31 protein-coding genes and 1 pseudogene are annotated in these 25,531 nt (G+C 68.9%); 11 read left to right on the plus strand and 21 right to left on the minus strand.

Annotation, left to right across the window (positions count from 1 at the left end; genetic code table 11):
* The first annotated feature begins 15 nt into the window (after positions 1 to 15).
* Positions 16 to 366, plus strand: a complete 351-nt coding sequence (locus tag AC07O4_RS29565) for a 4a-hydroxytetrahydrobiopterin dehydratase (RefSeq protein ID WP_095746391.1) — start codon at positions 16 to 18, stop codon at positions 364 to 366.
* Positions 367 to 378: 12 nt separating this feature from the next.
* Positions 379 to 1,338 (plus strand): ribosome small subunit-dependent GTPase A, encoded by a 960-nt coding sequence (rsgA, locus tag AC07O4_RS29570; RefSeq protein ID WP_159273252.1) that lies wholly within the window; start codon positions 379 to 381, stop codon positions 1,336 to 1,338.
* A 25-nt stretch (positions 1,339 to 1,363) separates the two neighbouring features.
* On the opposite strand, the gene AC07O4_RS29575 is transcribed toward rsgA, so the two are convergent.
* The 8 genes from AC07O4_RS29575 to rpsP form a co-directional block, all read right to left on the minus strand.
* Entirely contained in the window at positions 1,364 to 2,389 is a 1,026-nt protein-coding gene (locus AC07O4_RS29575; RefSeq protein WP_495306381.1) for a hypothetical protein, read from the minus strand.
* Between the two features lie 17 nt (positions 2,390 to 2,406).
* The gene (gene hisC / locus AC07O4_RS29580; RefSeq protein ID WP_495306382.1) at positions 2,407 to 3,492 is read right to left on the minus strand and encodes a histidinol-phosphate transaminase; all 1,086 of its coding nucleotides are present in this window, start codon (positions 3,490 to 3,492) and stop codon (positions 2,407 to 2,409) included.
* Positions 3,493 to 3,496: 4 nt separating this feature from the next.
* Positions 3,497 to 4,498: a CobD/CbiB family protein gene (locus AC07O4_RS29585; RefSeq protein WP_062475069.1), complete on the minus strand. Its 1,002-nt coding sequence runs from the start codon at positions 4,496 to 4,498 to the stop codon at positions 3,497 to 3,499.
* A gap of 58 nt (positions 4,499 to 4,556) precedes the next feature.
* Positions 4,557 to 5,300 carry a CoA pyrophosphatase gene (locus AC07O4_RS29590; RefSeq protein ID WP_495306383.1) on the minus strand — a complete coding sequence of 248 codons (744 nt, stop codon included), beginning with the start codon at positions 5,298 to 5,300 and terminating at the stop codon, positions 4,557 to 4,559.
* A 127-nt stretch (positions 5,301 to 5,427) separates the two neighbouring features.
* Entirely contained in the window at positions 5,428 to 5,811 is a 384-nt protein-coding gene (rplS, locus tag AC07O4_RS29595) for a 50S ribosomal protein L19 (protein ID WP_056572437.1), read from the minus strand.
* A gap of 110 nt (positions 5,812 to 5,921) precedes the next feature.
* Positions 5,922 to 6,668 (minus strand): tRNA (guanosine(37)-N1)-methyltransferase TrmD, encoded by a 747-nt coding sequence (gene trmD / locus AC07O4_RS29600; RefSeq protein ID WP_139701983.1) that lies wholly within the window; start codon positions 6,666 to 6,668, stop codon positions 5,922 to 5,924.
* 16 nt (positions 6,669 to 6,684) lie between these two features.
* Positions 6,685 to 7,239 (minus strand): ribosome maturation factor RimM, encoded by a 555-nt coding sequence (rimM, locus tag AC07O4_RS29605; RefSeq protein WP_062475078.1) that lies wholly within the window; start codon positions 7,237 to 7,239, stop codon positions 6,685 to 6,687.
* Positions 7,240 to 7,254: 15 nt separating this feature from the next.
* Positions 7,255 to 7,518, minus strand: a complete 264-nt coding sequence (rpsP, locus tag AC07O4_RS29610) for a 30S ribosomal protein S16 (protein ID WP_007831311.1) — start codon at positions 7,516 to 7,518, stop codon at positions 7,255 to 7,257.
* A gap of 179 nt (positions 7,519 to 7,697) precedes the next feature.
* Between rpsP and AC07O4_RS29615 the strand changes: the two genes are divergently transcribed.
* Complete coding sequence (locus tag AC07O4_RS29615; RefSeq protein WP_495306384.1) at positions 7,698 to 8,222, plus strand: GNAT family N-acetyltransferase; 525 nt, start codon at positions 7,698 to 7,700, stop codon at positions 8,220 to 8,222.
* An 8-nt stretch (positions 8,223 to 8,230) separates the two neighbouring features.
* Complete coding sequence (locus tag AC07O4_RS29620; protein ID WP_070062592.1) at positions 8,231 to 8,677, plus strand: TM2 domain-containing protein; 447 nt, start codon at positions 8,231 to 8,233, stop codon at positions 8,675 to 8,677.
* A gap of 51 nt (positions 8,678 to 8,728) precedes the next feature.
* Here AC07O4_RS29620 and AC07O4_RS29625 read toward each other — a convergent pair whose 3' ends face one another.
* The 6 genes and pseudogenes from AC07O4_RS29625 to AC07O4_RS29650 all read right to left on the minus strand — a co-directional run.
* On the minus strand, positions 8,729 to 9,739 hold the full coding sequence (locus AC07O4_RS29625; protein ID WP_062475084.1) for an inorganic phosphate transporter: 1,011 nt from the start codon (positions 9,737 to 9,739) through the stop codon (positions 8,729 to 8,731).
* 16 nt (positions 9,740 to 9,755) lie between these two features.
* A complete protein-coding gene (locus AC07O4_RS29630; protein WP_056571891.1) occupies positions 9,756 to 10,400 on the minus strand; it encodes a DUF47 domain-containing protein in 645 nt (214 codons plus the stop codon).
* A 221-nt stretch (positions 10,401 to 10,621) separates the two neighbouring features.
* Positions 10,622 to 11,257 carry a 2-amino-4-hydroxy-6-hydroxymethyldihydropteridine diphosphokinase gene (gene folK, locus AC07O4_RS29635; RefSeq protein WP_495306385.1) on the minus strand — a complete coding sequence of 212 codons (636 nt, stop codon included), beginning with the start codon at positions 11,255 to 11,257 and terminating at the stop codon, positions 10,622 to 10,624.
* Positions 11,254 to 12,891, minus strand: coding sequence for a polynucleotide adenylyltransferase PcnB (gene pcnB / locus AC07O4_RS29640; protein WP_495306386.1), 1,638 nt, complete (start codon positions 12,889 to 12,891; stop codon positions 11,254 to 11,256). Before pcnB ends, folK begins: the two co-directional genes overlap by 4 nt.
* Positions 12,892 to 12,933: 42 nt before the next feature.
* On the minus strand, positions 12,934 to 13,623 hold the full coding sequence (hda, locus tag AC07O4_RS29645) for a DnaA regulatory inactivator Hda (protein WP_056571899.1): 690 nt from the start codon (positions 13,621 to 13,623) through the stop codon (positions 12,934 to 12,936).
* Positions 13,624 to 13,676: 53 nt separating this feature from the next.
* Positions 13,677 to 13,751 (minus strand): annotated as a pseudogene (locus AC07O4_RS29650) (KGG domain-containing protein); the annotation flags it as partial.
* 23 nt (positions 13,752 to 13,774) lie between these two features.
* Here AC07O4_RS29650 and purM point away from each other — a divergent pair.
* From purM to AC07O4_RS29675, 5 genes are all read left to right on the plus strand, one after another.
* Positions 13,775 to 14,815, plus strand: a complete 1,041-nt coding sequence (purM, locus tag AC07O4_RS29655; RefSeq protein ID WP_495306387.1) for a phosphoribosylformylglycinamidine cyclo-ligase — start codon at positions 13,775 to 13,777, stop codon at positions 14,813 to 14,815.
* Positions 14,816 to 14,865: 50 nt separating this feature from the next.
* Positions 14,866 to 15,936, plus strand: a complete 1,071-nt coding sequence (locus AC07O4_RS29660; protein ID WP_095950558.1) for an AI-2E family transporter — start codon at positions 14,866 to 14,868, stop codon at positions 15,934 to 15,936.
* 112 nt (positions 15,937 to 16,048) lie between these two features.
* A complete protein-coding gene (locus AC07O4_RS29665; protein ID WP_495306388.1) occupies positions 16,049 to 16,621 on the plus strand; it encodes an isochorismatase family protein in 573 nt (190 codons plus the stop codon).
* A 61-nt stretch (positions 16,622 to 16,682) separates the two neighbouring features.
* Positions 16,683 to 17,309 (plus strand): DJ-1/PfpI family protein, encoded by a 627-nt coding sequence (locus AC07O4_RS29670; protein ID WP_495306389.1) that lies wholly within the window; start codon positions 16,683 to 16,685, stop codon positions 17,307 to 17,309.
* Positions 17,279 to 18,274 carry a GlxA family transcriptional regulator gene (locus AC07O4_RS29675; protein WP_495306390.1) on the plus strand — a complete coding sequence of 332 codons (996 nt, stop codon included), beginning with the start codon at positions 17,279 to 17,281 and terminating at the stop codon, positions 18,272 to 18,274. Before AC07O4_RS29670 ends, AC07O4_RS29675 begins: the two co-directional genes overlap by 31 nt.
* On the opposite strand, the gene AC07O4_RS29680 is transcribed toward AC07O4_RS29675, so the two are convergent.
* A complete protein-coding gene (locus AC07O4_RS29680; RefSeq protein WP_495306391.1) occupies positions 18,271 to 19,563 on the minus strand; it encodes an RNA polymerase sigma factor in 1,293 nt (430 codons plus the stop codon). The genes AC07O4_RS29675 and AC07O4_RS29680 overlap by 4 nt on opposite strands.
* Positions 19,564 to 19,706: 143 nt before the next feature.
* Between AC07O4_RS29680 and AC07O4_RS29685 the strand changes: the two genes are divergently transcribed.
* Positions 19,707 to 20,600: a formylglycine-generating enzyme family protein gene (locus AC07O4_RS29685; RefSeq protein ID WP_495306406.1), complete on the plus strand. Its 894-nt coding sequence runs from the start codon at positions 19,707 to 19,709 to the stop codon at positions 20,598 to 20,600.
* Between the two features lie 7 nt (positions 20,601 to 20,607).
* Here AC07O4_RS29685 and AC07O4_RS29690 read toward each other — a convergent pair whose 3' ends face one another.
* The 5 genes from AC07O4_RS29690 to murJ form a co-directional block, all read right to left on the minus strand.
* Positions 20,608 to 21,027, minus strand: a complete 420-nt coding sequence (locus tag AC07O4_RS29690; protein ID WP_159275680.1) for a YciI family protein — start codon at positions 21,025 to 21,027, stop codon at positions 20,608 to 20,610.
* A 31-nt stretch (positions 21,028 to 21,058) separates the two neighbouring features.
* Entirely contained in the window at positions 21,059 to 21,481 is a 423-nt protein-coding gene (locus tag AC07O4_RS29695) for a YciI family protein (protein WP_062477217.1), read from the minus strand.
* Positions 21,482 to 21,604: 123 nt separating this feature from the next.
* The gene (locus tag AC07O4_RS29700; RefSeq protein ID WP_056571928.1) at positions 21,605 to 22,033 is read right to left on the minus strand and encodes a bleomycin resistance protein; all 429 of its coding nucleotides are present in this window, start codon (positions 22,031 to 22,033) and stop codon (positions 21,605 to 21,607) included.
* A gap of 13 nt (positions 22,034 to 22,046) precedes the next feature.
* A complete protein-coding gene (locus AC07O4_RS29705; protein ID WP_062477211.1) occupies positions 22,047 to 22,898 on the minus strand; it encodes a SirB1 family protein in 852 nt (283 codons plus the stop codon).
* Positions 22,899 to 22,962: 64 nt separating this feature from the next.
* Positions 22,963 to 24,516 (minus strand): murein biosynthesis integral membrane protein MurJ, encoded by a 1,554-nt coding sequence (gene murJ, locus AC07O4_RS29710; protein ID WP_495306392.1) that lies wholly within the window; start codon positions 24,514 to 24,516, stop codon positions 22,963 to 22,965.
* A 118-nt stretch (positions 24,517 to 24,634) separates the two neighbouring features.
* Here murJ and rpsT point away from each other — a divergent pair, with 118 nt between their 5' ends.
* Complete coding sequence (gene rpsT, locus AC07O4_RS29715) at positions 24,635 to 24,949, plus strand: 30S ribosomal protein S20 (RefSeq protein ID WP_056571937.1); 315 nt, start codon at positions 24,635 to 24,637, stop codon at positions 24,947 to 24,949.
* Positions 24,950 to 25,113: 164 nt separating this feature from the next.
* Here the strand turns inward: rpsT and AC07O4_RS29720 are convergent, their stop codons facing one another.
* Positions 25,114 to 25,452, minus strand: a complete 339-nt coding sequence (locus AC07O4_RS29720; RefSeq protein WP_062477206.1) for a DUF3579 domain-containing protein — start codon at positions 25,450 to 25,452, stop codon at positions 25,114 to 25,116.
* Positions 25,453 to 25,531 lie beyond the last annotated feature (79 nt).

The following is a 25,531-nucleotide window of genomic DNA, read 5'->3' on the forward strand; positions in this document are numbered from 1 at the left end:
TCAGCGAAGCCCCTCATGAGCAGCATGTTCAAACCCAAGGACTGGAAAAACCTCCCGCCCCGCAAGGCCCTGAGCGCCACCGAGATCGTCTCGGGCCTGGCCCAGCTCGACGGCTGGAAGCTCACCGGCGACGGCGCCGATGTCGCCATCGAGAAGACCTTCACCTTCGCGAACTACTTCGAGACCATCGCCTTCGTGAATGCGCTGGCGATGGTGGCCCACACGCAGGACCACCACCCCGACCTGTCGGTGCACTACAACCGGTGCGTGGTGCGCTTCAATACGCACGACGTGAACGGCCTCTCGATCACCGATTTCGATTGCGCTCGGCAGGCCGACGCGCTGGTTGCGAGCCCCGCCGCATGAGGACACGCGCCTGTGGCTAAGCCGGGCCGCGCCGCCTTCACCCCCGCTGCGCACAACACGGGGAAGGCGCACCACGACGGCCTCGTCGTCGCCAGCCACGGGCGTCACTGCCTCGTCGAAACGCCCACCGGCGAGCGGCTGATCTGCCACCCGCGCGGCAAGAAGAGCCAGGCCGTGGTCGGCGACCGCGTGCGCTGGCAGGCCACCGAAGACGAAGGCACCATCGAAGAGGTGCTGCCGCGGCGCAACCTCTTCTACCGACAGGACGAGATCCGCACCAAGTCGTTCGCGGCCAACCTCGACCATGTGCTGATCCTGATCGCGGCCGAGCCGGAGTTTTCCGAACACCAGCTGGCGCGCGCACTGATCGCGGCCGAGGCCGAGCGCATCACGCCCATCATCGCGCTCAACAAGAGCGACCTCGTCGAGCCCTTTGCGCGCGCCTGGGCCAAGCTGGCGCCCTACCGCCGCATGCACCACGGCGTGCTGCCGCTGTCGCTCAAGGCCTCGGGCGAGACCGACTACGCGTCGTTGATGAAACTGCTGGCGGGCAAGTCGACGCTGGTGCTCGGCCCGTCCGGCTCGGGCAAGAGCACGCTCACCAACCTGCTGGTGCCCGGCGCGAGCGTGCTGACGCAAGAGATTTCGCAGGCCCTCAATTCGGGCAAGCACACGACCACCAGCACCACCTGGTACTGGATCGACGAGGCCCGCACCACCGGCCTCATCGACTCGCCGGGCTTCCAGGAATTCGGCCTGAACCACATCGAGCCGATGCAGCTCGCCGGCCTCATGCCCGACATCGCCGAGCACACGGGCGATTGCAAGTTCTACAACTGCACCCACCTGCACGAGCCCGGCTGCGGCGTGATCTCGAACGTCGAAACGGCGACGCAACCCGGACCGATCAGCGCCTCGCGCTACAAGATCTACGGCGAGCTGTTCGCCGAACTGAGCCAGACGCGCTACTGATGCAGCACCGAGGGGCTGGTCGCGCTCAGGCCAGCCAGGTGCGGTACGACTTCCAGGTCGGATCGAAGGCAAGGTCCAGCGCCACCGGCAACTCCAGCGCTTCCTGAACCGATTGCGCATGCGCGATGGCCGCCTGCGGATCGGCCACATGGAAGTGCACGGTGCGAACACCCTCTTCCAGCACGATGTGCGTGCAGCAGCCTTCACCGTGCGTCTGCAGCAGCGCGGTCAGCCGGTCTTCGTAAGCACGGGCCTCGTCCAGTTCCTCGCCCGATTCGACGGGGATGGCAGCCGAGAGCCGATGGCCCAGGTCGGCACGCCCGAGCAGTGCGTTCGCGGCGTCGTTTCGCATCACGACCGCCTCGACCTCGCTGCCGTCCTCGGCGGTGCGCGTGGCCGTCAGGCCGGACCAGCCGTGCTCGCCCGCGGGAAACACGCCGGTGTGGCCCAGGTCCTCGCGCCAGCATGCGTCGAACAGAGGCACGAAGTCATCGAGCGGCACGCCATCGAAATCCGCTTGCGCATCGGCCTCGACATGATCGACCGGCCCGACCTTCACCGCGAAGTCGTACTCGCCCAGGATGTGGTCGAGCATGATCAGGCTCATGTGACGCGCGTGATCCTGCATGTCCATCGGAATGGGCTTGGCAAAGCCGATCTCCAGCGCCACCCGCCCCCTGTAGGGCTCGTGCTTCACGAGAACGTCCGCGCAGGCCAGTTCGAAGTCGTTCATGCGCATGCTGAAACCTTCGCGCATGCGCTGCCGGAAGGCCTGCACCTCGACCTGGGGCAACGCGGGCGCGCTGCGCACCAGCGCCATGAGGTCCTCAAAATCGTCTTCGGCGCCGTGCGCTGTCAGCACGAGCGTGAAAGCCGGCGGGTCGCCCAGCACTTCGGCGGCCAGGTTCGGAAAGAAGGGCTGCAGCAGCGCGTTCAGCGCCTCCACCAGCGCGGGGCCCGACAAGGCATGCAGGCCCTCGAGCTTGTCGCTCAAGGCTTGCCAGAACGATGCGCAGGCAACGGCGCGCGGATCGGCGTGAAGGGTCGACATGGACTTGCCTCGGGATGTCAGGCCAGGATGTCCTGCAGGCACTGCACGAGCACGCTGCACTGGTCCCGCGTGCCGATGCTGATGCGCAGGTACTGCGCGATGCGTGGCTGCCTGAAATGCCGCACCAGCACCGCACGCTCGCGCAGCAAGGCGGCCAGCTCGGCCGCATCGCGCTGCGGGTGGCGCGCGAACACGAAGTTGGCCTGCGACGGCAGCACCTCGAAGCCCAGGTCCTCGAGCTGCAGAGTCAGGCCTTCGCGCGTGTCGACGACCTGGTCGCGTGTCTTGCGGAACCACGCCTCGTCGTCGAGCGAGGCCACGGCACCGGCCGAGGCCAGCCGGTCGATCGGGTACGAATTGAAGCTGTCCTTGACCCGCACCAGCGCGTCGATGAGGTGCGCCTGCCCGCAGGCGAAACCGACACGCAGGCCGGCCAGCGAGCGCGACTTGGACAGCGTCTGCACCACGAGCAGGTTCGGATACCGACTGATCAGCGGCAGCGCACTCTCGCCGCCGAAATCGACATACGCCTCGTCGACCAGCACGACGCGATCGGGGCATGCCGCAAGCAGCTGCTCGATGCGCGCCAGCGGCTGGCCGATGCCGGTCGGCGCGTTCGGGTTGGCGATGACGATGCCGCCGCAGCCCTGACGGGCACGCGCCGCGAACGCATCGATGTCGATGCGCAGGCCCTCATCGACCGGCAGCTGCTCGCAGGCGATGCCATAGAGCTGGGCATAGACCTTGTAGAAGCTGTAGCTCACATCGGGCATCAGCAGCGGCTGCGCCTGCTGGAAGAAGGCGAAGAACGCGTGCGCGAGCACCTCGTCCGAGCCGTTGCCCGCGAACACTTCGCCGACCTGCAGGCCGTGGCGGCGTGCCACGGCTTCACGCAGCACGAGCGACGTGGGGTCGGGGTAGCGTTCCAGCCCGTCGGCCGCCGCGCGCTGGATCGCCGCGATGGCGTCCGGCGACGGCGGGTACGGGTTCTCGTTGGTGTTGAGCTTGACGAGGTTGGCGATGCGCGGCTGCTCGCCGGGCACGTAGGGCTCGAGCGCGCCGATGCGCGGGCTCCAGAAGGCCGGTGCGGACGGGGTGGTCATGGGGTCAGCCGAGCAAGCGCGCGAGCGTGAGCAAGGCCAGCAGCACCATCCACATCACGACCGATCGCCAGACCAGGCCGACCACGCTGCGAAGGTGGCCGGGCTCGGGCTCGCGACCCGGCGTGCTGCCGCTGTCCAGGCGCCGGCCGACGCTTGGCGACTCGCCGGCCTGCGCGCGCGGCAGCGGATCGGCCACCGGGATCGGGCTCAGCGAGCCGCCGCCCAGGCGCACGTTCACCGCGCCGGACGTGGCCGCGAGGATCACGCCGTCGTTCTCGTTGGGGAAGCGCCGCGCGTCGTTGCGCCAGCAGTCGATGGCCTCCTCGAAGCTGCCGACCACGGCGAAGCCGAGCGCCGTGATGCGCGCGGGCAGCCAGTCGACGGCATGCCAGGCGCGCTCGGCGGCGTCCTGCACCGCCACGCTCGAAGGCTGCACGGGCGCGCCGTTCTTGTGGGCCCAGTAGCGCGCGACGAACTCGCTCATGCGATAGAACACCGCGCCCGCCGGCCCCAGGCCGAGGGCGGCAAGCACCGAGAACCAGGCCAGCACGCCGAACACGTGCCGGTGCGCCGCAATGACCGAATGCTCGATCACATGGCGCACGATTTCGCTGCGCGGCAGCTCGGCGGCATCGACGCCCTGCCAGTGCGCCAGCAGCGAGCGCGCGAGCGGCTCGTCGCCCTCGTCGAGCGCATCGCGGATGTCGGTGAAATGGTGGCTGAACTGGCGAAAGCCCAGCGTCATGTAGAGCACCGCGACGCTCCACAGCACGGCGAACGGCAGGCCCAGCGTGAGCACCAGCAGCCAGTGCACGCCCAGCGACAGCAGCGTGGGCACGAACACCGCGAGCCCCCAGGCGATCCATCCGTGGTGCGGCTTGCCCGCATCGAAGTTGCGGCTGGTCCAGCGCGTCCACGCCAGGACGCCGCCGTACACGGGGTTGTGCGGGCCCAGCGGCCGCACCTGCTCGATCAGCAACGCGCACAGGATGGCAAAGAAGCTCATCCTTCGATGATAGCGAGAGCACCTGAAGGTTTTCGTCCCAGGTGGCGCCCGATCAGGCTCAGGCGGCGAGGAAGCGGTAGAGGTTGCGCAGCATGCCTGCGGTGGCGCCCCAGACGAAGCGCTCGTGCAGCCCGTCGACGTACGGCATCGAGTACCACTCGCGCCGGACCCCATCGGTGGCGCTGACCGCGTGGCGGCGGTGGTTGGCCGGGTCCATCAGCCAGGCCAGCGGCACCTCGAAGGCCTCGGCCACCTCGAACGGATTGATGTCGAGCACGAAGTCGGGCTGCACCAGCGCGACCACCGGGGTCACGACGAACGAGGTGACCGTCGTGTAGGTCGGCAAGGTGCCGAGCACCTCGATGAACTGCGCCGACAGGCCCACCTCTTCCCAGGCTTCGCGCAGGGCGGCGGCCTGGATGTTGGCGTCCTCGGGGTCGACGCGCCCGCCGGGAAAGGCCACCTGCCCCGAATGGGTCGACAGGTGCGTGGTGCGCTCGGTGAGCAGCACCGTCGCGCCTTGCGGTCGCTGCACGATCGGTACCAGCACGGCGGCCTGGGCCGGCACGCGGTCGGTCATGCGGGGCTCGCGGCGAAGCTCGGGCGTCCAGACCGGCGGCGAGGCAAAGCGCGCACGCAGGGCCATTGCCGTCAGCTGCGTCGGCGCCACCGCCGGCAGACCATCGCTTCCGTCCACGAAGGGCGCCTGGCGCGGGTCGATCTGCAGCAACGCGGGCGGCACCACGGCATTGACGGGTTCGACGACGGCGGAGGACGTGGGGGCGGAAGTGGAGGAGGTCAAGAGAGGATGCGGCCTGTGGCGGAATGAAAGGAGTAGAGCGTAAAAATGGAAAACTGTCTTGAAGCGCGGCGCCAACGCAAAAAGCCGCCAGAGCGGCGGCTTTTTGAGCAGAAAGGACGGCGGCTGATTAAGCGGCCGACGCAGCCTTCTGCGACTTGCCCGGCAGCTTTTCCTTGATGCGTGCCGAACGACCGCTGCGCTCGCGCAGGTAGTACAGCTTGGCACGGCGCACGTCGCCGCGGCGCTTGACTTCGATGCCGGCGATTAGCGGGCTGTAGGTCTGGAACGTACGTTCCACGCCTTCGCCGCTGGAGATCTTGCGCACGGTGAAGCCGCTGTTGAGGCCACGGTTGCGCTTGGCGATCACGACGCCTTCGTAGGCCTGCACGCGCTTGCGGCTGCCTTCGACGACGTTCACGCTGACGATGACCGTGTCACCGGGCATGAAATCGGGGATGGTCTTGCCGAGACGGGAAATTTCTTCCTGCTCGAGGGTCTGGATGAGGTTCATGATTTCCTGGATATCGATCGTTTCGGGCTGCACTAAAGGCGCCGTGGGCTTTGGCGGAAGAACCACCAACAAACCGGGCGCGGCCGGACAGAGGATCGGGGAACCGCGGATTATAGCTTTTTTTTCAGCGCGGCCTCATCGGCCTTGTTGAGCTTGCCTGCCGCCCGTGCGGCATCGATCAGCTCGGGGCGCCGCGCGGCCGTGATGGCCAGGCGCTGGTCGCGCCGCCAGCGCTCGATCTGCGCATGGTGGCCCGAGAGCAGCGGCGCCGGAACGCCCTGCCCGTTCCACTGCTCGGGCCGTGTGTAGTGCGGGCAGTCGAGCAGGCCGTCGAGCGCCGGGTTGAAGCTGTCCTGCACATGGCTGGCCTCGTCGCCCAGCACGCCGGGCTGCAGGCGGGCCACGGCGTCGAGCAGCGCCATGGCCGCGATCTCGCCGCCCGACAGCACGAAGTCGCCGAGGCTGACCTGGTGGGTGACACGCGCATCGATGAAGCGCTGGTCGATGCCTTCGTAGCGTCCGCAGACCAGCACCGCACCTTCGCTCGCCGACCAGCGCTCGACGGCCTCGTGGCGCAGCGCCTCGCCGATGGGCGAGAACAGCACCACCGGTGCCGGTGCGCCGCGGGCCGCCAGCGCGGCATCGAGGCAGGCCGCCAGGGGCTCGGCCATCATCACCATGCCGGGTCCGCCGCCGAACGGCCGGTCGTCCACGCGCTTGTAGTTGCCCTGGGCGAAATCGCGCGGATTCCACAGCACGACCTCGACCTGCTTCGATTCGTAGGCGCGACGCGTCACGCCGCTGGCCATGAAGGGCGCGAACAGTTCGGGAAAAAGCGTGAGGACGTCGAAGCGCATGCGCGCGCGGCCCGGGTCAGAAATCGGGTTGCCAGTCGACCGTGATGAGGCGGCCGGGCAGGTCGACCTTGTCGACGAAGACCGAGACGAACGGCACCATGCGCTCGATGGTCTTGCCGTCTTCTTCGGCCGTCAGCACCAGCGTGGTCTGCGGGCCGGTGGCGAGCAGTTCGCGCACCGTGCCGAGCACGACGCCTTCGCGGTTGACGACCGACAGGCCGATCAGGTCGACCCAGTAGTACTCGTCGTCGCCGGCGGTCGGGAAGCTCGAGCGCGGCACGAACACGCGCGCGCCGCGCAGCGCCTCGGCCGCATTGCGGTCAGGCACGTCCTCGGACGAGGCGACGATGCAGTCGGAATGTTCTTTGGCTTCGCGGACCGCGAGCCGGAAAGCGGCGGGCGTGGAGGCTCCGGGAGCCTGCAGGAACCAGCGCTTGGAAGAAAAAAGCGCCTCGGGCTGGGCGCTGTGGGGCAGGACCTTGAACCAGCCCTTGATACCCCAGGCATCGGCGATGCGTCCGACCTCGATCGCATCCGCCGGCAGTTCGGCGGCTTCGAGTGTGGGCAGCATCGCCGTGCGGGCGGCTTAGGCGGCCGCCTTGGGGGCCGCGGCAGCGGCTTGCTTGATCAGGCGCAGCACCGTGGGCGAAGCCTGGGCACCGACGCTCTTCCAGTACGCGAGGCGGTCCTGGGCGATGCGGATGCTTTCTTCGTTTTCCTTGGCGGTCGGGTTGTAGAAACCCAGGCGCTCGATGAAGCGGCCATCGCGGCGAACGCGCTTGTCCGACACGACGATGTTGAAGAACGGACGGCCTTTGGAGCCGCCGCGGGAGAGTCGAATGACGACCATGATTTATCCTTGGGTGGTCAGCGAGCCAGTTCAAATAGAAAGAGGCCCGCTCACGATGTTCTTCCAGCGTCGAGACACGCGACATGGCCACCCGGCCAGCGCACGCTGAAAAGCCCACGATTATAGCCCGACCCGGGTTTTTCTCCGAATTCCGGCCCCGCGCCGCCTGCCCCACCCGCATGACCCTCACCCTCCGCCCCAGCCGCGACGAAGACATCGCAGCCATCACGGCCATCTATGCCCACCACGTGCTGCACGGCACCGGTACCTTCGAAACCGAGCCCCCGTCCGAGGCCGACATGGCCGCCCGGCGCGCCGACGTGCTGGACAAGAACCTGCCCTACCTCGTCGCCGAAGAAAACGGCGAAGTGTTGGGTTTTGCCTACTGCAACTGGTTCAAGCCTCGCCCGGCCTACCGGTTTTCGGCCGAAGACTCGATCTACATGTCCGAGGCCGCGCGCGGCAAGGGCGTGGGCGCACAGCTGCTGGCGGCGCTTTCGCAGGCGGCCGAAGCGGTCGGCGTGCGCAAGCTGATCGCGGTGATCGGCGACTCGGCCAACGCCGGCTCGGTCGGCGTGCACCGCAGCCAGGGCTTCACGCACGTGGGCGTGCTGAAAGACTGCGGCTGGAAGTTCGACGCCTGGCGCGACGTGGTCCTGATGGAAAAAATACTCGGCGAAGGCAGCCGCACCAAACCCGAATGATGAAAAAGATGAAAAGCAAGACCGTGGCCGCCTGGCTCTCCTTCCTCGGGGGCCCGCTGGGCCTGCACCGCTTCTACCTGCGCGGCATGGGCGACTGGCTCGGCTGGCTGCTGCCCATTCCCACGGCGCTGGGCATCTACGGCATCGAGCGCCTGCGCATGTACGGCGTGGACGACGGCGTGAGCTGGGCGCTGATCCCGCTGCTCGGCTTCACGATCGCGGGCTGCGCATTGATGGCGATCATCTACGGCCTGATGACGCCCGAGAAATGGAATGCCCGCTTCAACGCCGGCGCAGCGCCCGACGCCGCGCCGGGCCAGACCAACTGGCTCACGATCGGCGCCGTGGTCGCGTCTTTGTTCTTCGGCAGCTCGATCCTGATGGCGAGCATCGTGTACAGCTTCCAGCACTACTTCGAGCACCAGATCGAAGAAGGCCGAAAAATCTCACAGTAGCCGGATCAGGCGCGGCGACCTCTGCGAACGAGGCGTCGACGCTTCAGCGCTTCAGAAGATCTGCCAGCTGAACCAGTAAGCCATCGCCGCAACGAAAGCCGAGGCGGGAATGGTCAGGACCCAGGCCCAGACGATGTTCCCCGCCACGCCCCAGCGCACCGCGCTGGCGCGCTGCGTGGCACCGACGCCGACGATGGCGCCCGTGATGGTGTGAGTGGTCGACACCGGAATGCCCAGCGCGGTGGCCAGGAACAGGGTCAGCGCCCCGCCGGTCTCGGCGCAGAAGCCGCCCACGGGCTTGAGCTTGGTGATCTTCTGGCCCATGGTCTTCACGATGCGCCAGCCGCCGAACATGGTGCCCAGCGCAATGGCGGCGTAGCAGCTCACGATGACCCAGGTCGGCGGCACCGCGTCGCTGGCCGAGGCGTAGCCGGTGGCGATCAGCAGCATCCAGATGATGCCGATGGTCTTCTGCGCGTCGTTGCCGCCGTGGCCCAGGCTGTAGGCACCGGCCGAGACCAGCTGCAATCGCCGGAACCACCGGTCCACCCGAGAGGGCGTGGCACGTCGGAAGCCCCAGGCCACCACGATCATCATCAGCGAGCCCAGCAGGAAGCCCAGCAGCGGCGACACGAAGATGAAGGCCACGGTCTTCCAGATGCCGGAGGCCACGAGGCCGCTGGTGCCGGTCTTGGCGATCACGGCGCCCACGATGCCGCCGATCAGCGCGTGCGACGAGCTGCTCGGGATGCCGTAGTACCAGGTGACGAGGTTCCAGCTGATGGCGCCGATGAGCGCCCCGAACACCACGTGCACGTCGACCACGCCGGGCTGGGCGATGCCCTTGCCCACGGTCGCCGCCACGCTCAGGTGGAAGACGAAGATCGCGATCAGGTTGAAGAAAGCCGCGAACACCACGGCCTGCCCCGGCTTGAGCACGCCGGTGGACACCACCGTCGCGATCGAATTGGCGGCATCGTGGAAGCCGTTCATGAAGTCGAACAGGATCGCGAGCGCGACCAGCACCACCACCACCCAGAGGGCGACCTGCACCGTTGTCATCGGTTGCTACCCGTTTTCAGGAATTCTCGAGGACGATGCCCTCGATCACGTTGGCCACGTCCTCGCACTTGTCGGTGATCGTCTCGAGCAGCTCGTAGATCGCCTTGAGCTTGATGACCTCGCGCACGTCCGGCTCCTCGCGGAACAGCTTGCTCATGGCGCTGCGCATCACGCGGTCGGCGTCGGATTCGAGGCGGTCGATTTCCTCGCAGGTCTTGAGCGTGGCCTCGGCCACGGCCGGGTCGGCGATCTTGCCGAGGTACTTCACGGCGTCCTTGAGGCGGTCGCAGCACTTCACGCTCAGGGCCGTGAGGCGCACGATCTCGTCGGTCATGTGGCGCACGTCGTACAGCGCCATGGTCTCAGCCGAATCCTGGATCAGGTCGGCCACGTCGTCCATCGTGTTGATGAGCTTGTGGATCTGCTCGCGGTCGATGGGCGTGATGAAGGTCTTGTGGATCAGGCGGTTGACGTCGTGCGTCACGCGGTCCGCGGCGCGCTCGGCGTTGTCGACGTCGCGGTTGTACTGTTCGCGCAGGTGCACGTCCGCATAGTGGGTGACGAGCTGCTCGAACGCACGCGCCGCCTCCACGATGCGCTCGGCATGCTGGTTGAACATTTCAAAAAAATTGCCCTCTCGGGGCAGCAGCTTGCCGAACATGGAAAAAACTCCTGGGACGCGCCAATCACAATTTCATGACGCCTTCGTGAAAACTTCCCGAGTTTAACGGGCGCGACCGGAACGACCGGTCGGGCCGACCTTCGGGCTCCGGCGCGACAGGCTCGCTCAGGCCGACAGCCGCAGTGCCACGACCAGCCGCACGCACGCGGCAACGCCGGCGAGATCGGGCAGGGACAGCCGCATGCCGGCAGCCCCGAGAGTCAGCGGATTTTCTGGATGACCTGGCCGGTCACGCGTGCCAGCGCGGCGCGCGGCACCTTGTCGGGTGCGATCTCGGCCAGCGGCTTGAGCACGAAGGCGCGCTCGCGCATGCGCGGGTGCGGCAAGGTCAGCGTGGGGCTTTCGATCACCGAATTGCCGTGCATCAGCAGGTCGAGATCGAGCGTGCGCGGCGCATTGGGAAAGGGCCGCTCGCGGCCGGCCAGCGTCTCCAGGCGCTGCAGCGCGATGAGCAGCTGCTCCGCGTCGAGCCCGGTGCGCACGGCCACCACGGCATTGATGAAGTCGGGGCCTTCGGCATCGACCGGTGCACTGCGGTACAGCGACGAGCGGGCCGTGACCTGGGTGCGCTGCAGCGCGCCGATGGCGGCCATGGCCTCCTTCACAGTCGCCTCGGCATCGCCCAGGTTGGCGCCAATGGCGACGAAGGCCTGCACGGTCGGGTAGTCCTCGCGCGGACCGCGTGGACGCGAAGGCGCGCGGCGTGCGGGCGGGCCGCTCTTGCTGCCGGCCGATGGCGGCTTGCCTGCGGCGCGCGGCGCGGGCTTGCCCCCCTTGGCTGCCTTGGCAGCCGGGGCGCTCTTCTTGCCGTCCTTCGGCCGGTCGGGCGCGCTCATTCGCCTGCGGCGCTCCCGCCGCCCTCGCTGCCGCCACCACCGCTACCGCCGCCCACGGGGCGTGGCTTGCGCCGGCGCTTGCGCTTGCGCGGCGCGGCGGCTTCGCCGTCCGGCGGCACGGCATCGGCCTCGATGTCGGGGCCGTCTGCGTCGTCCGACCCGGCGGCGGCCTGCTTCTGGCGCGCCGGCTGCTCGCTGCGCGGCTTGGGCGCAGCGGCTGGATCGCGCAGGCGCACGCGCTGGCGCACCTTCTGTTCTTCGCGCACCTGTTCGAGCAAGTCCTGGCGACGCAGGTCGTCGGCAGTGCTGAACTCCTGCCACCACTCGGCGATGGCCTCGCCGACTTCGCCCACGTCGGCGCGCAGGCGCATGAAGTCGAAGGCGGCGCGGAAGCGCGCCTGCTCGACCAGGCTGTACGGCGTGGAGCCGGTGCGCTTGTCGAAGCGCGGCTGCATCATCCAGATCTCGCGCATGTCGGCGGCCAGCTTGCCGCGGCCCGACACGTCGCCGATGCGCGAATTGAACACGTCGTCGATGGCGTCCTGCAGCGCCGGGAACGGCGGCTGCGGGCGCTGGCCGTGGCGGCCTTCCTGGCGCTGGGCCCAGCCATCGCGCACGTCGGCCCACAGCACGCAGGCCAGGAGGAAGCTGGGCGCCACGGGCTTGCCTTCGCCGACGCGGCGGTCGGTGTCCTGCAGGGCGGCCTTCACGAAGGGCTGGTCGGCGCGCTCCACCACCACGTCGAGCAACGGGTAGATGCCGGTGGCGAGCCCCAGCTTGCGCAGCTGCTCCACCGTCGCGATGGCGTGGCCGGTCTGCAGCAGCTTGAGCATCTCGTCGAACATGCGGCTTTGCGGCACGTCGGCCAGCAGCTTGCTCGACTCGATGAGCGGCGCGGCGGTCTTGGCTTCCATCTTGAAACCGAGCGCTGCGAGCTTGGCCGAGAAGCGGATCGCGCGAATGATGCGCACCGGGTCTTCGCGGTAGCGCGTGACCGGGTCGCCGATCATGCGCAGCGTGAGCTTCTGGGCGTCCTTGATGCCGTTGTGATAGTCGACCACGACCTGGTTGGCCGGGTCGTAGTACATGGCGTTGACGGTGAAGTCGCGGCGCGCCGCGTCTTCTTCCTGCGGGCCCCAGACGTTGTCGCGCAGCACCCGGCCGCTGGCGTCCACGGCGTGCTTCATGCTCGCCAGTTCGCCCTTGCTGGTGCGCTCGTTGCCGGCCACCTGCTCGGCGGCGGCGCTGTCCATGTAGGCGCGGAAGGTCGAGACCTCGATCACCTCGTGCTCGCGGCCCCGGCCGTACACCACGTGCACGATGCGAAAACGCCGACCGATGATGAAGGCGCGGCGGAACAGCGACTTGACCTGCTCGGGCGTGGCGTTGGTGGCCACGTCGAAATCTTTCGGCCGCAGGCCCAGCAGCAGGTCGCGCACCGCGCCGCCCACCACATAGGCCTCGTAGCCGGCCTGCTGGAGCGTGGTGACCACGTTCTTCGCGCGTTCGTCGACCAGGGCGGGATCGATCTTGTGAACCTCTGCCGGCACCTCCTGGCGCTTGCCGAAGCGGCTCTTGCCCTGCGTGCCGCCGGCGGACTTGCCGAGCAGCTTGTCGATGAATTTCTTGATCATTGGTTGTTTTTCGAGGAGGAGCAGGCGCTTCTTCTTATCTGTCTATTCGTTTTCGAGCATGGAGCGGATCAGCGGAATGGTGATCGCGCGTTGGGTCTGCAGGGCGTAGCCGTCGAGCTGCGACAGCAGCTCCATCAGGCTGCCCAGGTCGCGGCTGAAGCGGTGCAGCATGAAGTCGAGCACGTCGTCGGACAGCATCACGCCGCGCGCGTCGGCCGCCTGGCGCAGCACCGCGCGGCGTTCGCTTTCGCTCAGCACCTGCAGGTGGAACACATGGCCCCAGCCGAGGCGGGTGCGCAGGTCTTCGCGCAGCGGCAGGTCGGCCGGCGGCAAGGCGCCGGCGGCGACCACGCCGCGCTGCAGGGTCTGGGCATTGACGAACCAGTTGAAGGCCGCGTGCTGCTGCACCGCGGTGTAGAGGTGGACGTCGTCGAGCAGGACGGCGCCCCAGCGCTCGTCGAACTCGGGCGGCTCCAGCAGGCCGGCGTGCAGCCAGCCCACGCTGGCGCCCTGCTCGGCCAGTGCGACACGCACGGATTCGAGCAGGTGGGTCTTGCCACTGCCGCTGTCGCCCCAGAGGTAGGTCGGCACCGGCGAGTGCAGCGCGGGGCTGCCATCGGCGCCGCCGACCCACACTTGCAGGTGTCGCAGCGCCGCCTCGTTGGGGCCGGCAAAAAAAGCGTCGAAGCTGGGGCCCGTCGCAATGCCGATATCGAGCGCGAGCTGTTTCATCCCGGGAAGGTTCATGGAGGGGGCCCGGAGGGCCCTTAAAATCGTGAGGAATTCTATCGGCCCGGCCGCCTCGGTCGCCGGCGCCTCCCCTGCCCGCCCTTCCTCGCTGCTTCGCGAACCTTTTCGCTCCTTCATCTCGACACCGCCCGCCATGACCTCCTCCACGCCCACCCCGCTCAGCTACAAGGACGCCGGTGTCGATATCGACGCAGGCGACGCCCTGGTCGACCGCATCAAGCCGCTGGCGAAGAAAACCATGCGCGAAGGCGTGCTGGCCGGCATCGGCGGCTTCGGCGCGCTGTTCGAAGTGCCCAAGCGCTACAAGGAACCCGTGCTGGTGAGCGGCACCGACGGCGTGGGCACCAAGCTCAAGCTGGCCTTCGAATGGAACATGCACGACACGGTCGGCATCGACCTCGTGGCCATGAGCGTCAACGACGTGCTGGTGCAGGGCGCCGAACCCCTGTTCTTCCTGGATTACTTCGCCTGCGGCAAGCTCGACGTGGACACGGCCGCGGCCGTCGTCGGCGGCATCGCCCGCGGCTGCGAACTCTCGGGTTGCGCCCTCATCGGCGGCGAAACCGCCGAAATGCCCGGCATGTACCCGGCCGGCGAATACGACCTGGCCGGCTTTGCGGTCGGCGCGGTCGAAAAGTCGAAGATCCTCACGGGCCAGAACGTCAAGTCCGGCGACGTGGTGCTGGGCCTGGCCTCGGCCGGCGTGCACTCCAACGGTTTCAGCCTCGTGCGCAAGGTGATCGAGCGCGCCGGCGCCGACCTGCCCGCCACCCTCGACGGCAAGCCCTTCCGCGAGGCCGTGATGGAGCCCACCCACCTGTACGTCAAGCCCGTGCTCGAGGCGCTGGGCAAGCACCCGATCAAGGCGCTGGCCCACATCACCGGTGGCGGCCTGCTCGAGAACATCCCGCGCGTGCTGCCCGAAGGCACCGCCGCTCACCTGAAGAAGGGCAGCTGGCCGCAGACCGAGCTGTTCGCCTGGCTGCAGAAGGTGGCCGGCATCGACGACATCGAGATGAACCGCACCTTCAACAACGGCATCGGCATGGTCGTGGTGATCGATGCGGCCGAAGCCGCCGCCTGCGCCGCCACGCTGCGCGCCGCCGGTGAATCGGTGCACGAGATCGGCGTGATCGCCGAGCGCGGCGACGGCGCGGCCGTGGTCGTCGCCTGATCGCGCGCCCGTTCTTTTTTCTTTTTCTCACCGCACGCCCCGTTCCCCGGATGGCCACGCCGCTGCCCGACGCCACCCTCGCCGCCCCGCCCCCGGCCGCCGCCTCCCGCCACGTGGTACTGGCCAGCTACCTGCTGATGCTCGCGGGGCTGATGCTCGTGATGTGGCAGCACCTGCTGCCAGGGCTGCTGTGCGTATGCATCGGCTTCCTGGTCGCACGCTGGTTCGCCCGTCTGCTGGGCGGCTGGCTGTCGCGCCTGAAGCCCCTGCGTTCCGCCGCCGGCAGCCTGGCCCGGGTGGTGGCGGTCACGCTGGTGCTGCTGGGCCCGATCGGCCTGGTCACGCTGGGGTTCTCGCAGGCGCGCGAGTACGTGCTCGATGCGCCCGACCAGTACCGCGAACTGCTCGACTACACGGCCCGCACGGTGCTCGAGCTGCGCTCCAAGCTGCCACCCGACATCGCCGTCTACCTGCCCGAGGGCGCGGCCGAGGTGCAGCGCATCGTCGCCAACTACCTGCGCACGCAGGCCGGCTCGCTCGCCATGGCCGGGCGCGCCTGGCTGGGCGGGCTGCTGTTCGCCTACGTGGGCCTGATCATCGGCGCGCTGGCCGCCGTGGCGCCGGCGCCAGCCCAGCGCCGGCCGCTGGCGCAGCAGATGTTCCTGCGCATCACCACCTTCGGCGAGGCCTTCGGCCAGATCGTCGCGGCACAGTTCTGGATCGCCGCCTTCAACACGCTGCTGACCGCGATCTTCCTGCTGTTCCTGATGCCGCTGTGGGGCCTCGAGCTGCCCTACACGCCCGCGCTGATCACGCTGACCTTCGTGGCCGGGCTGGTGCCGATCGTGGGCAACCTGGTCTGCAACTCGGTGATCACGCTGGTGGCGCTGTCGGTGTCGCCAGTCACGGCCGCGGCCTGCCTGGCCTTCCTGATCCTGATCCACAAGGCCGAGTACGTGATCAACGCCAAGGTGGTCGGTGCACGCACGCAGATGCGCGTGTGGGAGCTGCTGTCGGTGATGTTCGTGGCCGAAGCGGTGTTCGGCCCGGCCGGACTGGTGGCGGCGCCGCTGTACTACGCGTACCTGAAAAAAGAACTGCACGCGGGCGGCCTGGTCTAGCGACCGGGCAATGTCCTGATCTGATCGGTTCCGGTCCGCTTCGGCGCGGACGAAGCGCTGGCGGCGTCCAAGAATAGGCGGCATCATCCACTTTGCCTTGCCCGCCACCGCCATGACCACCTGTCTGATTGTGATCGACGCCCAGGAATCGTTCCGCCACCGCCCCTACTGGAACGCCGCCCTGCTCGCGCCCTACCTCAAGGCCCAGAACGCGCTGATCGCCGGTGCCGTGGCGGCCGGACTGCCGGTGGTGCGCGTCTTCCACGTCGATGCGCCGCCATCGCCGGCCAACCCCTTCGCGCTCGAATCGGGCCATGTGCGCCCGATCGAGGGCCTTGCGCCCTTCGAGGCGGCCGCCACCTTCACCAAGCACCGCCACAGCGCGCTGGTCAACAGCGGGCTCGATGTGTGGCTCACGCAGCACGGCATCCGCCGCCTGATCGTGAGCGGCATCCGCACCGAGCAGTGCTGCGAAACCACCACGCGCCACGCCTCGGACCTGGGCTGGGAGGTCGACTACGTGACCGACGCCACCCTCACCTTCGACATGGTGCAGCCTGACGGCCGGCCGCTGTCGGCCGCCGACATCAAGGCGCGCACGGCGACCGTGCTGGACGGGCGTTTCGCCACGGTCTGCAGCGTGGCGCAGGCACTTGAGCGCGCCACGAAAGGCGCAGCCGCATGAGCGCCGCGCCGGGCCGCCCCAAGCAAGCTCGCACCGAAGTGCGAAGCACGGTGGTATTTCAATGACCCCGCTGCGCGTGCGCATCCTGGCCTACGACGGCGTCGAGGCGCTCGATTTCGCCGGCCCCTTCGAGGTCTTCACCACCGCCGGCCGCGTCCACCAGCGCCTGCAGCCGGGTGCGTCCGCGCCGTTCGAGGTCGCCTCGGTCGCCCACACCCGCGCCGGGGAACCGGTGCAGGCGCGGGCCGGCCTGCGGCTGCTCGCCGACCACACGCTGGCCGATGCCGCCACCGCCGACGTGCTGGTCGTCCCCGGCGGCGTGGTCGATGCGCCGATGGCGAGCCCTGACACCCTGCGCTGGATCGCCCGGTGCGCGGCTGGCGCGCAGCTCGTCGCCTCGGTCTGCACCGGCGTCTTCCTGCTCGCGCAAAGCGGCGTCGTGACGCGCGAAGCGGTCACCACGCACTGGGAAGACCTCGCCGACCTGCGCGCCCAATTCCCGCAACTCGACGTGCGCGACGGCGTGCGCTGGGTCGACACCGGCCGCATCGTCAGCTCGGCCGGCATCAGCGCGGGCATCGACATGAGCCTGCACCTGGTCGAGCGCCTGGCCGGGCGCGACCTGGCCGAGCGCACCGCGCGCCAGATGGACTACGCATGGACCCGCAACGAGCCCCTGTCCGCGTAGTCTTCGTGCTCCTGCCCGACAGCCTGGTGCTCGACTGGGCCGGGCCGGCCGAGGCGCTGCGCATCGCCAACCAGCGGCTGCGCGCGGCGGGCCAGCCCGAGCGCTTCGTCATCGAATTCGCGGGGCCGCGGCCGACCGTTATGGGCTCGGTCGGCGTCGCGCTGTCGGGGCTGTCGCCATTGCCGACGCAGTGGGACGGCCCGGGCTGGGTGGTGCTGGTCGGCCTGCCGGGCGACACCATCGCGACCGACACACCCGAGGCGCAGGACCTGCTGCACTGGCTGCGCGGCCAGCGCTTCACGCGCGGCGGCGTCGAGCTGGTCACGGTCTGCGCGGGCGCCCTGCTCGCGGCGCACGCGGGCGCGCTCGCGGGCCGGCGCGTCACCACGCACCACCATCACCTGGACGAGCTGCGCTCCGTGGAGCCGCGCTGCGAGGTGGTGAGCAACCGGGTGTTCGTGATCGACCCGCCGGTCTACAGCAGCGCGGGCGTCACGACGGGCATCGACCTGATGCTGCACCGCATCGCCGACACCTGCGGCGAGGCGCTGGCGGCCCAGGTCGCGCAGACGATGGTGGTCGCGCTGCGGCGCGGCCCGCACGACCCGGAGCTGTCGCCCTTTCTCGCCTACCGCAACCACCTGCACGCGGCGCTGCACCGGGTGCAGGACGCGGTCAGCGAACAACCGCAGGCCGACTGGAGCGTGCCGCGCATGGCCGAGGTCGCCCACACCTCGGCGCGGCACCTGACGCGGCTGTTCGTCGAGCATGCGGGCGTGGCGCCGCTGGCCTATCTGCGCCGGCTGCGGCTGGCGGCCGCGCAACTGGCGCTGGCCTCGGGCGCCAGCGTGACGCGGGCGGCCGAGCTGTCGGGCTTCGGCTCGGACACGCAGCTGCGCCGCGCGTGGCACCAGTTCGGGTTGCCGGGCTCGCCCTCCGCGGGCACGTCCGCGCCCGCCCGCTAAGGCTTGTCGCCACAGGCCTCGGCGCGCGCCCGCAGCAGCGCCTGCTCGCGCGTGTTGCGCGTGAGCGAGGCGGCGCGCTGGAACTCCCGGCGCGCCTCGTCGTGGCGGCCCAGCTTGAAGAGCAGGTCGCCGCGCACGGTCGGCAGCAGGTGGTAGCCCTTCAGCGCGGGCTCGTCCTGCAGCGCATCGACCACCTCCAGCCCGGCCGCCGGCCCGAAGGCCATCGACAGCGCGACCGCACGGTTCAGCTCGACGATGGGCGACGGCGACAGCGCGGCCAGCGCGTCGTACAGCGCCGCGATGCGGGCCCAGTCGGTCTCGCCCGCGGTGCGCGCACGGCCGTGGCAGGCGGCGATGGCGGCCTGCAGCGCGTAGGGGCCGAGCGCGCCGCCCAGCGCTTCGGCGCGCGCCAGCGCCGCCAGGCCGCGGCGGATCAGCATCGGGTCCCAACGTGCGCGGTTCTGGTCGAGCAGCAGCACCGGCTCGCCCGAGGCCCCCACGCGCGCGGCGGTGCGCGAGGCCTGGATTTCCATCAGCGCGACCAGCCCGTGCACCTCGGCTTCGCCGGGCACCAGCTCGGCCACGATGCGGCCCAGGCGCAGGGCCTCGTCGCACAGCGCGGGGCGCATCCAGTCGTCGCCGGCGGTGGCCGAGTAGCCTTCGTTGAAGATCAGGTAGAGCACCTCGAGCACCGAGGCCAGCCGGGCTTCGAGTTCGTGGCGGCGCGGCACCTCGAAGGGCACGCGCGCCTCGGCCAGCGTGCGCTTGGCACGCACGATGCGCTGCGCCACGGTGGCCTCGGGCACGAGAAAGGCCCGCGCGATCTCGTCGGTCGTGAGGCCGCCCATCAGCCGCAGCGTGAGCGCCACGCGCGCCTCGGTCGAGAGCACCGGATGGCAGGCGGTGAACACCAGGCGCAGCAGGTCGTCGCCGATGTCGTCGTCGAGCGCCGCATCCACCGCCTGCGCGAAATCGGCCTGCGCCATGGCGTGGAGCGCGTCGAGCTCGCGGCCGATCTCGGGCGCCTTGCGCTCGGCCAGCTGCACGTGGCGCAGGCGGTCGAGGGCGCGGTGCTTGGCCACCTGCGTGAGCCAGGCGGCGGGGTTGTCGGGCACGCCGTCGACGGGCCACTGCTCGAGCGCGGCCACCAGCGCGTCCTGCGCCAGCTCTTCGGCCAGGCCCACGTCGCGCACCTTGCGCGCGAGCGCGGCGATGATCTTCGCGGACTCGATGCGCCAGACCGCCTCGATGGCGCGGTGGATGGCGGCGGTGTCTGGTCCGCTGCTCATGCGGCCTCGCTGCGGCGCGGCGGTCCGGATAGCATGCGGCCATGACACCACGCCTCGTCTTGTGGAGCCTGGGTTTCGCGTTCGGCCTCGCCTGCGGCGGCGTGCGGGCGGACGACCTTGCCGTGGAACGCAACAGCCTGGGCATGGCCTTCGTGCGATTGCCGGCCGGCGAATTCCTCATGGGCAGCGACGAGCCGCCCGAGACGCTGGCACGCGACTACCCCCAGCTGCCCAAGGAACGCTTCACCCAGCTGGCCGACGAAGGGCCGGTGCACAAGGTGCGCATCACGCGGGCGTTCTGGATGGGGCAGCACGAGGTGACGGTGGGCCAGTTCCGGCGCTTTCTCGAGGCCTCGGGCCATGTGCCCGAATCGGTGGCCGACGGCACCGGCGGCTACGGCTGGCGCGCCGACTACGACCCCGCCACCACGCGGCGTGGCGACGCCTTCGAAGGCCGCGACCCGCGCTACTCGTGGCGCAACCCGGGCTTCGCCCAGGGCGACGACCACCCGGTCGTCAACGTGAGCTGGAACGACGCGCAGGCGCTGGCCGCCTGGCTGAGCAAGACGGAGGGCCGGCGCTACCGCCTGCCGACCGAGGCCGAGTGGGAGTACGCCTGCCGCGCCGGCACGCGCACGCGCTACAGCACGGGGAACGATCCGGCCACGCTGCTGCGCGGCGCCAATGTGTTCGACACGCGCAGCGCCGCCCATTGGCCGCGCTGGCGCGCGATGGCGCTCGCGGGCGACGACGGTTTTGCCTTCACCGCCCCGGTCGGCAGCTTCGCGCCGAACGCCTGGGGCCTCTACGACATGCACGGCAATGCGTGGGAGTGGGTGGCCGACTGGCATGGCGACGAATACTACGCGCGCTCACCGGTCGACGACCCCCAAGGCCCCGCCACGGGCACCGTGCGCGTGCGCCGCGGCGGCTCCTGGCACACCTGGGCTTTCTATGCCCGCTCGTCGTACCGCAACTGGAATGCGCCGGACACGCGCTACACGCTGGTGGGCATCCGGCTGGTGCGGGACGACTAGGGTCGGCTTACTTCTTCAGGGTCTGCTGCATCGACGTGAACTCGCTCGCCACGTCCTGCACCTCGGGCGAGAAGTCCTCCATCTCCTGTACCTGGCGGATCTCGATGACCTCGTCTTCGCTGCCCGGGCAGCGGCTCGCCCATTCGATGGCCTCGGCGCGCGAAGCAACATCGATCAGCCAGTAGCCGCCCAGCACTTCCTTGGCCTCGGCGAAGGGACCGTCGACCACCTTCGGCTTGCCGCCCGGAAAGCTCACGCGCGCGCCCATCGACGGCGGGTGCAGGCCCTCGCAGCCGATCAGCACGCCGGCCTTCTGCAGGGACTCGTTGAAGGCCATCATCGACCCCACGCGTTCGACGTCGTCTGGCACGGTGCCGGGCGCCGCGCTTTCGTAGCCGTGGGGAATCATCAGCAGCATGAATCGCATGATCGTTTCTCCTTCGAGGAATGGATGAAGTTCAGCGGCCGGCCTTGGCAGCCGACTCGGCGCGCAGGCGGTCTTCCTGGGCCAGCAGCTCGGGCGTCATGGCCTCGCCGAAATCGGTGGCCTCGAAGACCTGGCGGATCTCGATCTCGCCTTCCTGGAACGGGCTGCGCTTGATCCACTCGATGGCTTCTTCCTTCGACTTGACCTGCAGCAGCCAGAAGCCCGCCAGCAGTTCCTTGGTCTCGGTGAAGGGGCCGTCGATGACGGTGCGCTTCTTGCCTTCGCAGCGCACGCGCGCGCCCTTGGAGCTGGGGTGCAGCCCTTCGCCCGCCAGCAGCACGCCGGCCTTGACCAATTCCTCGTTGAACCGGCCCATCTCGGTGAGGAGCTCGGTGCTCGGCATCACGCCGGCTTCGGAATCCTTGCTCGCTTTGACCAGAACCATGAATCGCATGTCGTTTCTCCTGAAAGTGGGTGGGGATCGGGAGACGCCGGAATCTGCGTGCTCCTGTTCACACGTCGCGCGAGCGGGCCACGGATCGACACGGCCGCATCGATCTGTTTGTAATTTTGTGTTTCAGAGATAGCCGCAGAACCGCAGCACGTGGCCATCGGGTTCGCGGATCGCGAATTCGCGCAGGCCCCAGGGCTGGGACGTGGGCGGCTCGATGATGGTCACGCCGCGCTTCACGTAGGCCGCGTGCAGGCCGTCGATGTCCTTGCCGACGTGGATCACGATTTCGCCGCGCCAGGGCCGGGCCTCGCGGCTGCCGCACTGCCACAGGCGCAGGTACACGGGGTCGCCATAGCTGCGGTCACCCTTCATCACGCGGGCGTAGCTGGGCGGCTCGCCGGCGATGAAGTCGATCTCGAAACCCAGCACCTCGGAAAACCAGCGCGCGGCGCGCGAGACGTCGGACACCGGCAACACCGGCTGCACGCCGTGGAATTCGTGCAGCGTGCCCAGGTCGGGCGCCGCGCTCACGCCGGTGCGGGTGTCGGTCATGGCGTTGGGGCGGTCAGTTGGCCAGGCGCCGCAGCAGCGCCACGCGCTCGGCGATCGCGTCGATGTCGAGCGCGTCTTCGGCGTTGGCGAGGTAGGTTTCGAGGTCGCGCACGGCCAGCGCCGCATGGCCCTGCTCGGCATGCGCAACGCCGCGGTCGCGGTGCTCGCCCCAGGCGGTGGGCAAGAGGGCAATGAGGCGGTTCTGCACCGCGATGTAGCGCGGCCAGTCTTCCTGCGCGTGGTGCACTTCCTTCAGGTTGCGCAGCATGCGCGCGATGATCTCGCGCGGGCTCGCGGGCTGCAGGTACAGGCCCAGCGGCACGTCGAATTCGCCGACCAGTCCGTTGCCGCGCTTGTAGGGTTCGAGCCGCTCGCCCAGCTCTTCGCGCGAGAGCGACTTGCCGGTGAACGGATCGATCACGACCTGCCCCTTGGGCAGCGTGACCTTGACCATGAAATGCCCCGGGAAGCTGATGCCGCGCGTCTGCAGGCCCAGGCCCTGGGCCAGCTCCATCCACAGCACGGCCAGCGAGATCGGAATGCCGCGGCGGGTGCGCAGCACGGCGTTCAGGTAGCTGTTGTCGGGGTCGTAGTAGTCGTTGACGTTGCCGCCGAAGTTCAGGTCGCTGAAGAAGAACTGGTTCAGCGCGCGCAGCCGGGCCAGCGGCGCGGCGTCGGCCGGCAGGCGGCGCTTAAGGCGCGCGAGCAACTGGTCGACGTCGCCCAGCACCTGCTGCACGTCGAGTTCGGGGTATTCGTCCTGCGCGATGCTGGCGGCCGCTTCGAGCAGCGGAAAGTGGTCATCGCTGCCGACCAGCGACTCGAAATATTCCAGTGCCGTGGGAACCTGGTAGCTGAACGTCATATGGCTTTGTAGAGGAGCCCGCGGGGAGCGTCAAGGCAGTGTTTTCCGGCTCGCCAACGGCGCTTCAGCGGCGCATGAAACTGCGCAGGCGCACGCCTGCGGCGGTGAGCACGGCGAAATAGAGCAGCGCGGCGCCGGCGACGAGCGCGGCCAGCAGGCCGATGCGGTGCAGGCGCTGCGCGCGCAGGCCGACCCAGTCGAAATAATGCGCGCCCCAGGCCAGCAGGGCCGCCAGCACCACGGTGCCCAGCAGCACCTGCAGTGCGAACTTGCCCCAGCCGGGCTCGGGGGTGTAGCTACCGCGCCGGACCAGGCCGATGAGCAGCCACAGCGCGTTGACCAGCGCGCCGATGCCGATGGTCAGCGTCAGCGCCGCGTGCTGCAGCAGCGGCACCAGGAAGAAGTTGAGCACCTGCGTGAGCACCAGCACGGTGACGGCGATCAGCATGGGCGTGCGCGTGTCGTGTTTGGCGTAGTAGCCGGGCGCGAGCACCTTCACCGCCACGAGGCCGACCAGCCCCACGCCGTAGCCCATGAGCGCCACGGTGGTGCGGCCCACGTCCTCGCCGGTGTAGGCACCGTTGTGGAACAGCACGGCCACCAGCGGCTTGGCGAACAGCAGCAGCGCCACCGCGCACGGCGCCGCCAGCAGCACCACGAGGCGCAGGCCCCAGTCGAGCAGCGACGAATAGCGCGCGTCGTCCTTGGCGGCGCGGGCGCCCGCGAGTTGCGGCATCAGCACCACGCCCAGCGCCACGCCGAGCATGGCGGTGGGGAATTCCATCAGCCGGTCGGCGTTGGTGACCCAGGTCACGCTGCCGGTGGCCAGGTGCGAGGCGATCTGCGTGTTGATGAGCAGCGAGATCTGCGCCACGCTCACGCCCAGCAGCGCCGGCAGCATGAGCTTCATGACCTTGCGGGTGGTCGGGTCGGTCCACGCGGCGCGCAGCGCCTTGAAGCTGGCGCCGATTCGCGGCATGAGCCCCAGCGCGCGCAGCGCCGGGATCTGCAGGGCCAGCTGCAGCACGCCGCCGACCATCACGCCCACGCACTGGGCGTAGATCGGCTCGATGCCATAGCGGCGAAACAGCGGCGCGCCGATGGAGATCGACAGGATCAGCGCGATGTTGAGCAGCACCGGCGACGCCGCCGGCACGGCGAACTTGCGCCAGGTGTTGAGGATGCCGCCCGCCAGCGCCACCAGCGACATGAAGCCGATGTAGGGGAACATCCAGCGCGTCATGACCACCGCGGCGTCGAAGCCCTGCAGGCCGCTGGCCATGGCCCAGACCAGCAGCGGCGCGCCGGCCACGCCCGCCACGCACAGCACCACCAGCGCCCAGGTCAGCAGCGTGGCGACGTGGTCGACCAGTTCCCGGGCGCCCTCCTGCCCCGCCTCGGTCTTGCGCGCGGCCAGCACCGGCACGAAGGCCTGGCTGAAGGCGCCCTCGCCGAACACCCGGCGAAACAGGTTGGGGATGCGAAAGGCGACGTTGAAGGCGTCGGTGAGCGCGCTGACGCCGAACACCGAGGCAAACAGCACGTCGCGCACGAGGCCCGTGATCCGCGAAGCGAGGGTCAGCAGGGAGACGGTGGAGGCGGATTTGAACAGGGACACGGGGGCGAGTGTAGGGCTGCGAAAGGTGGCAAAAGCAGGCGATTCGGCAAAAACCGGAACCCGGCCTATAATGGAGGGCTTTGCTGCATCATCCTCAGACACCTAAGGAACACTAAATATGGCATCCGCCAAGCCCAAGAAGAAGAACCCGCGCCTCGCGTCGGGCCGCAAGCGCGTCCGCCAGGACGTCAAGCTCAACGCTGCGAACACCTCGCTGCGCTCCAAATACCGTACCGCTGTCAAGAACGTCGAAAAGGCTGTTCTGGCTGGCGACAAGACCAAGGCAAGCGAACTGTTCGCGAAGGCCCAGAGCATCGTCGACACCGTCGCCGACAAGGGCATCTTCCACAAGAACAAGGCCGCCCGCGACAAGAGCCGCCTGTCGGCCAAGGTCAAGGCCCTCGCCCTGGCGCCTGAAAAGGCCGCCGCCTGACACCTGTCAGGCAAGCCCGGACCGGAATTCTCCGGTCCGCCGTTTGATCGGGGTGCGCTGCAGCAAGCAAAAGTGAAAAACCGCCTTCGGGCGGTTTTTTCATGGGCGCTCGAAAAGCATCCAGGCGCGAGCAACCCGCGCAGCCCAAAAAAAAGACCTGGAAGTCAGGTCTTTTTGGGAGGGGGCGGCGTGTCCGCCGGGTCGGGCACCAGGCAGGCCTCGGCCACCTGGAGGTTGTTGTCTTTCGCGAAGTTCACGCAGAAGTCCCAGGCCATGGGCTCGGCGTCGCGCAGGGCGCGGTTCACCACCACGCATTTCACGCCGTTGATGGTCGTGGGAATGCACCAGGGCGAATAGCTCAGGTGGCTGCCCGGGTAGGCGCCGCCGGGGCGGAAGGAGCACATGACGCCGGCGAGGCGTTCGGCCCAGTCGCTGGGGCGAAAAGTGCGGCCATCGTGGGTGATGCCCTGGATGAAGATTTCTTTGGCGTTGGGGGAAATCATCGTGAAGTGAGGCGACCGGAACAGGTGCTGCGGTGCAGCAAGCGATTGTATCCGGGGCCCTTTTTGCATCCTGAATGGG

Source organism: Variovorax sp. GW821-FHT09D04, assembly GCF_059416405.1.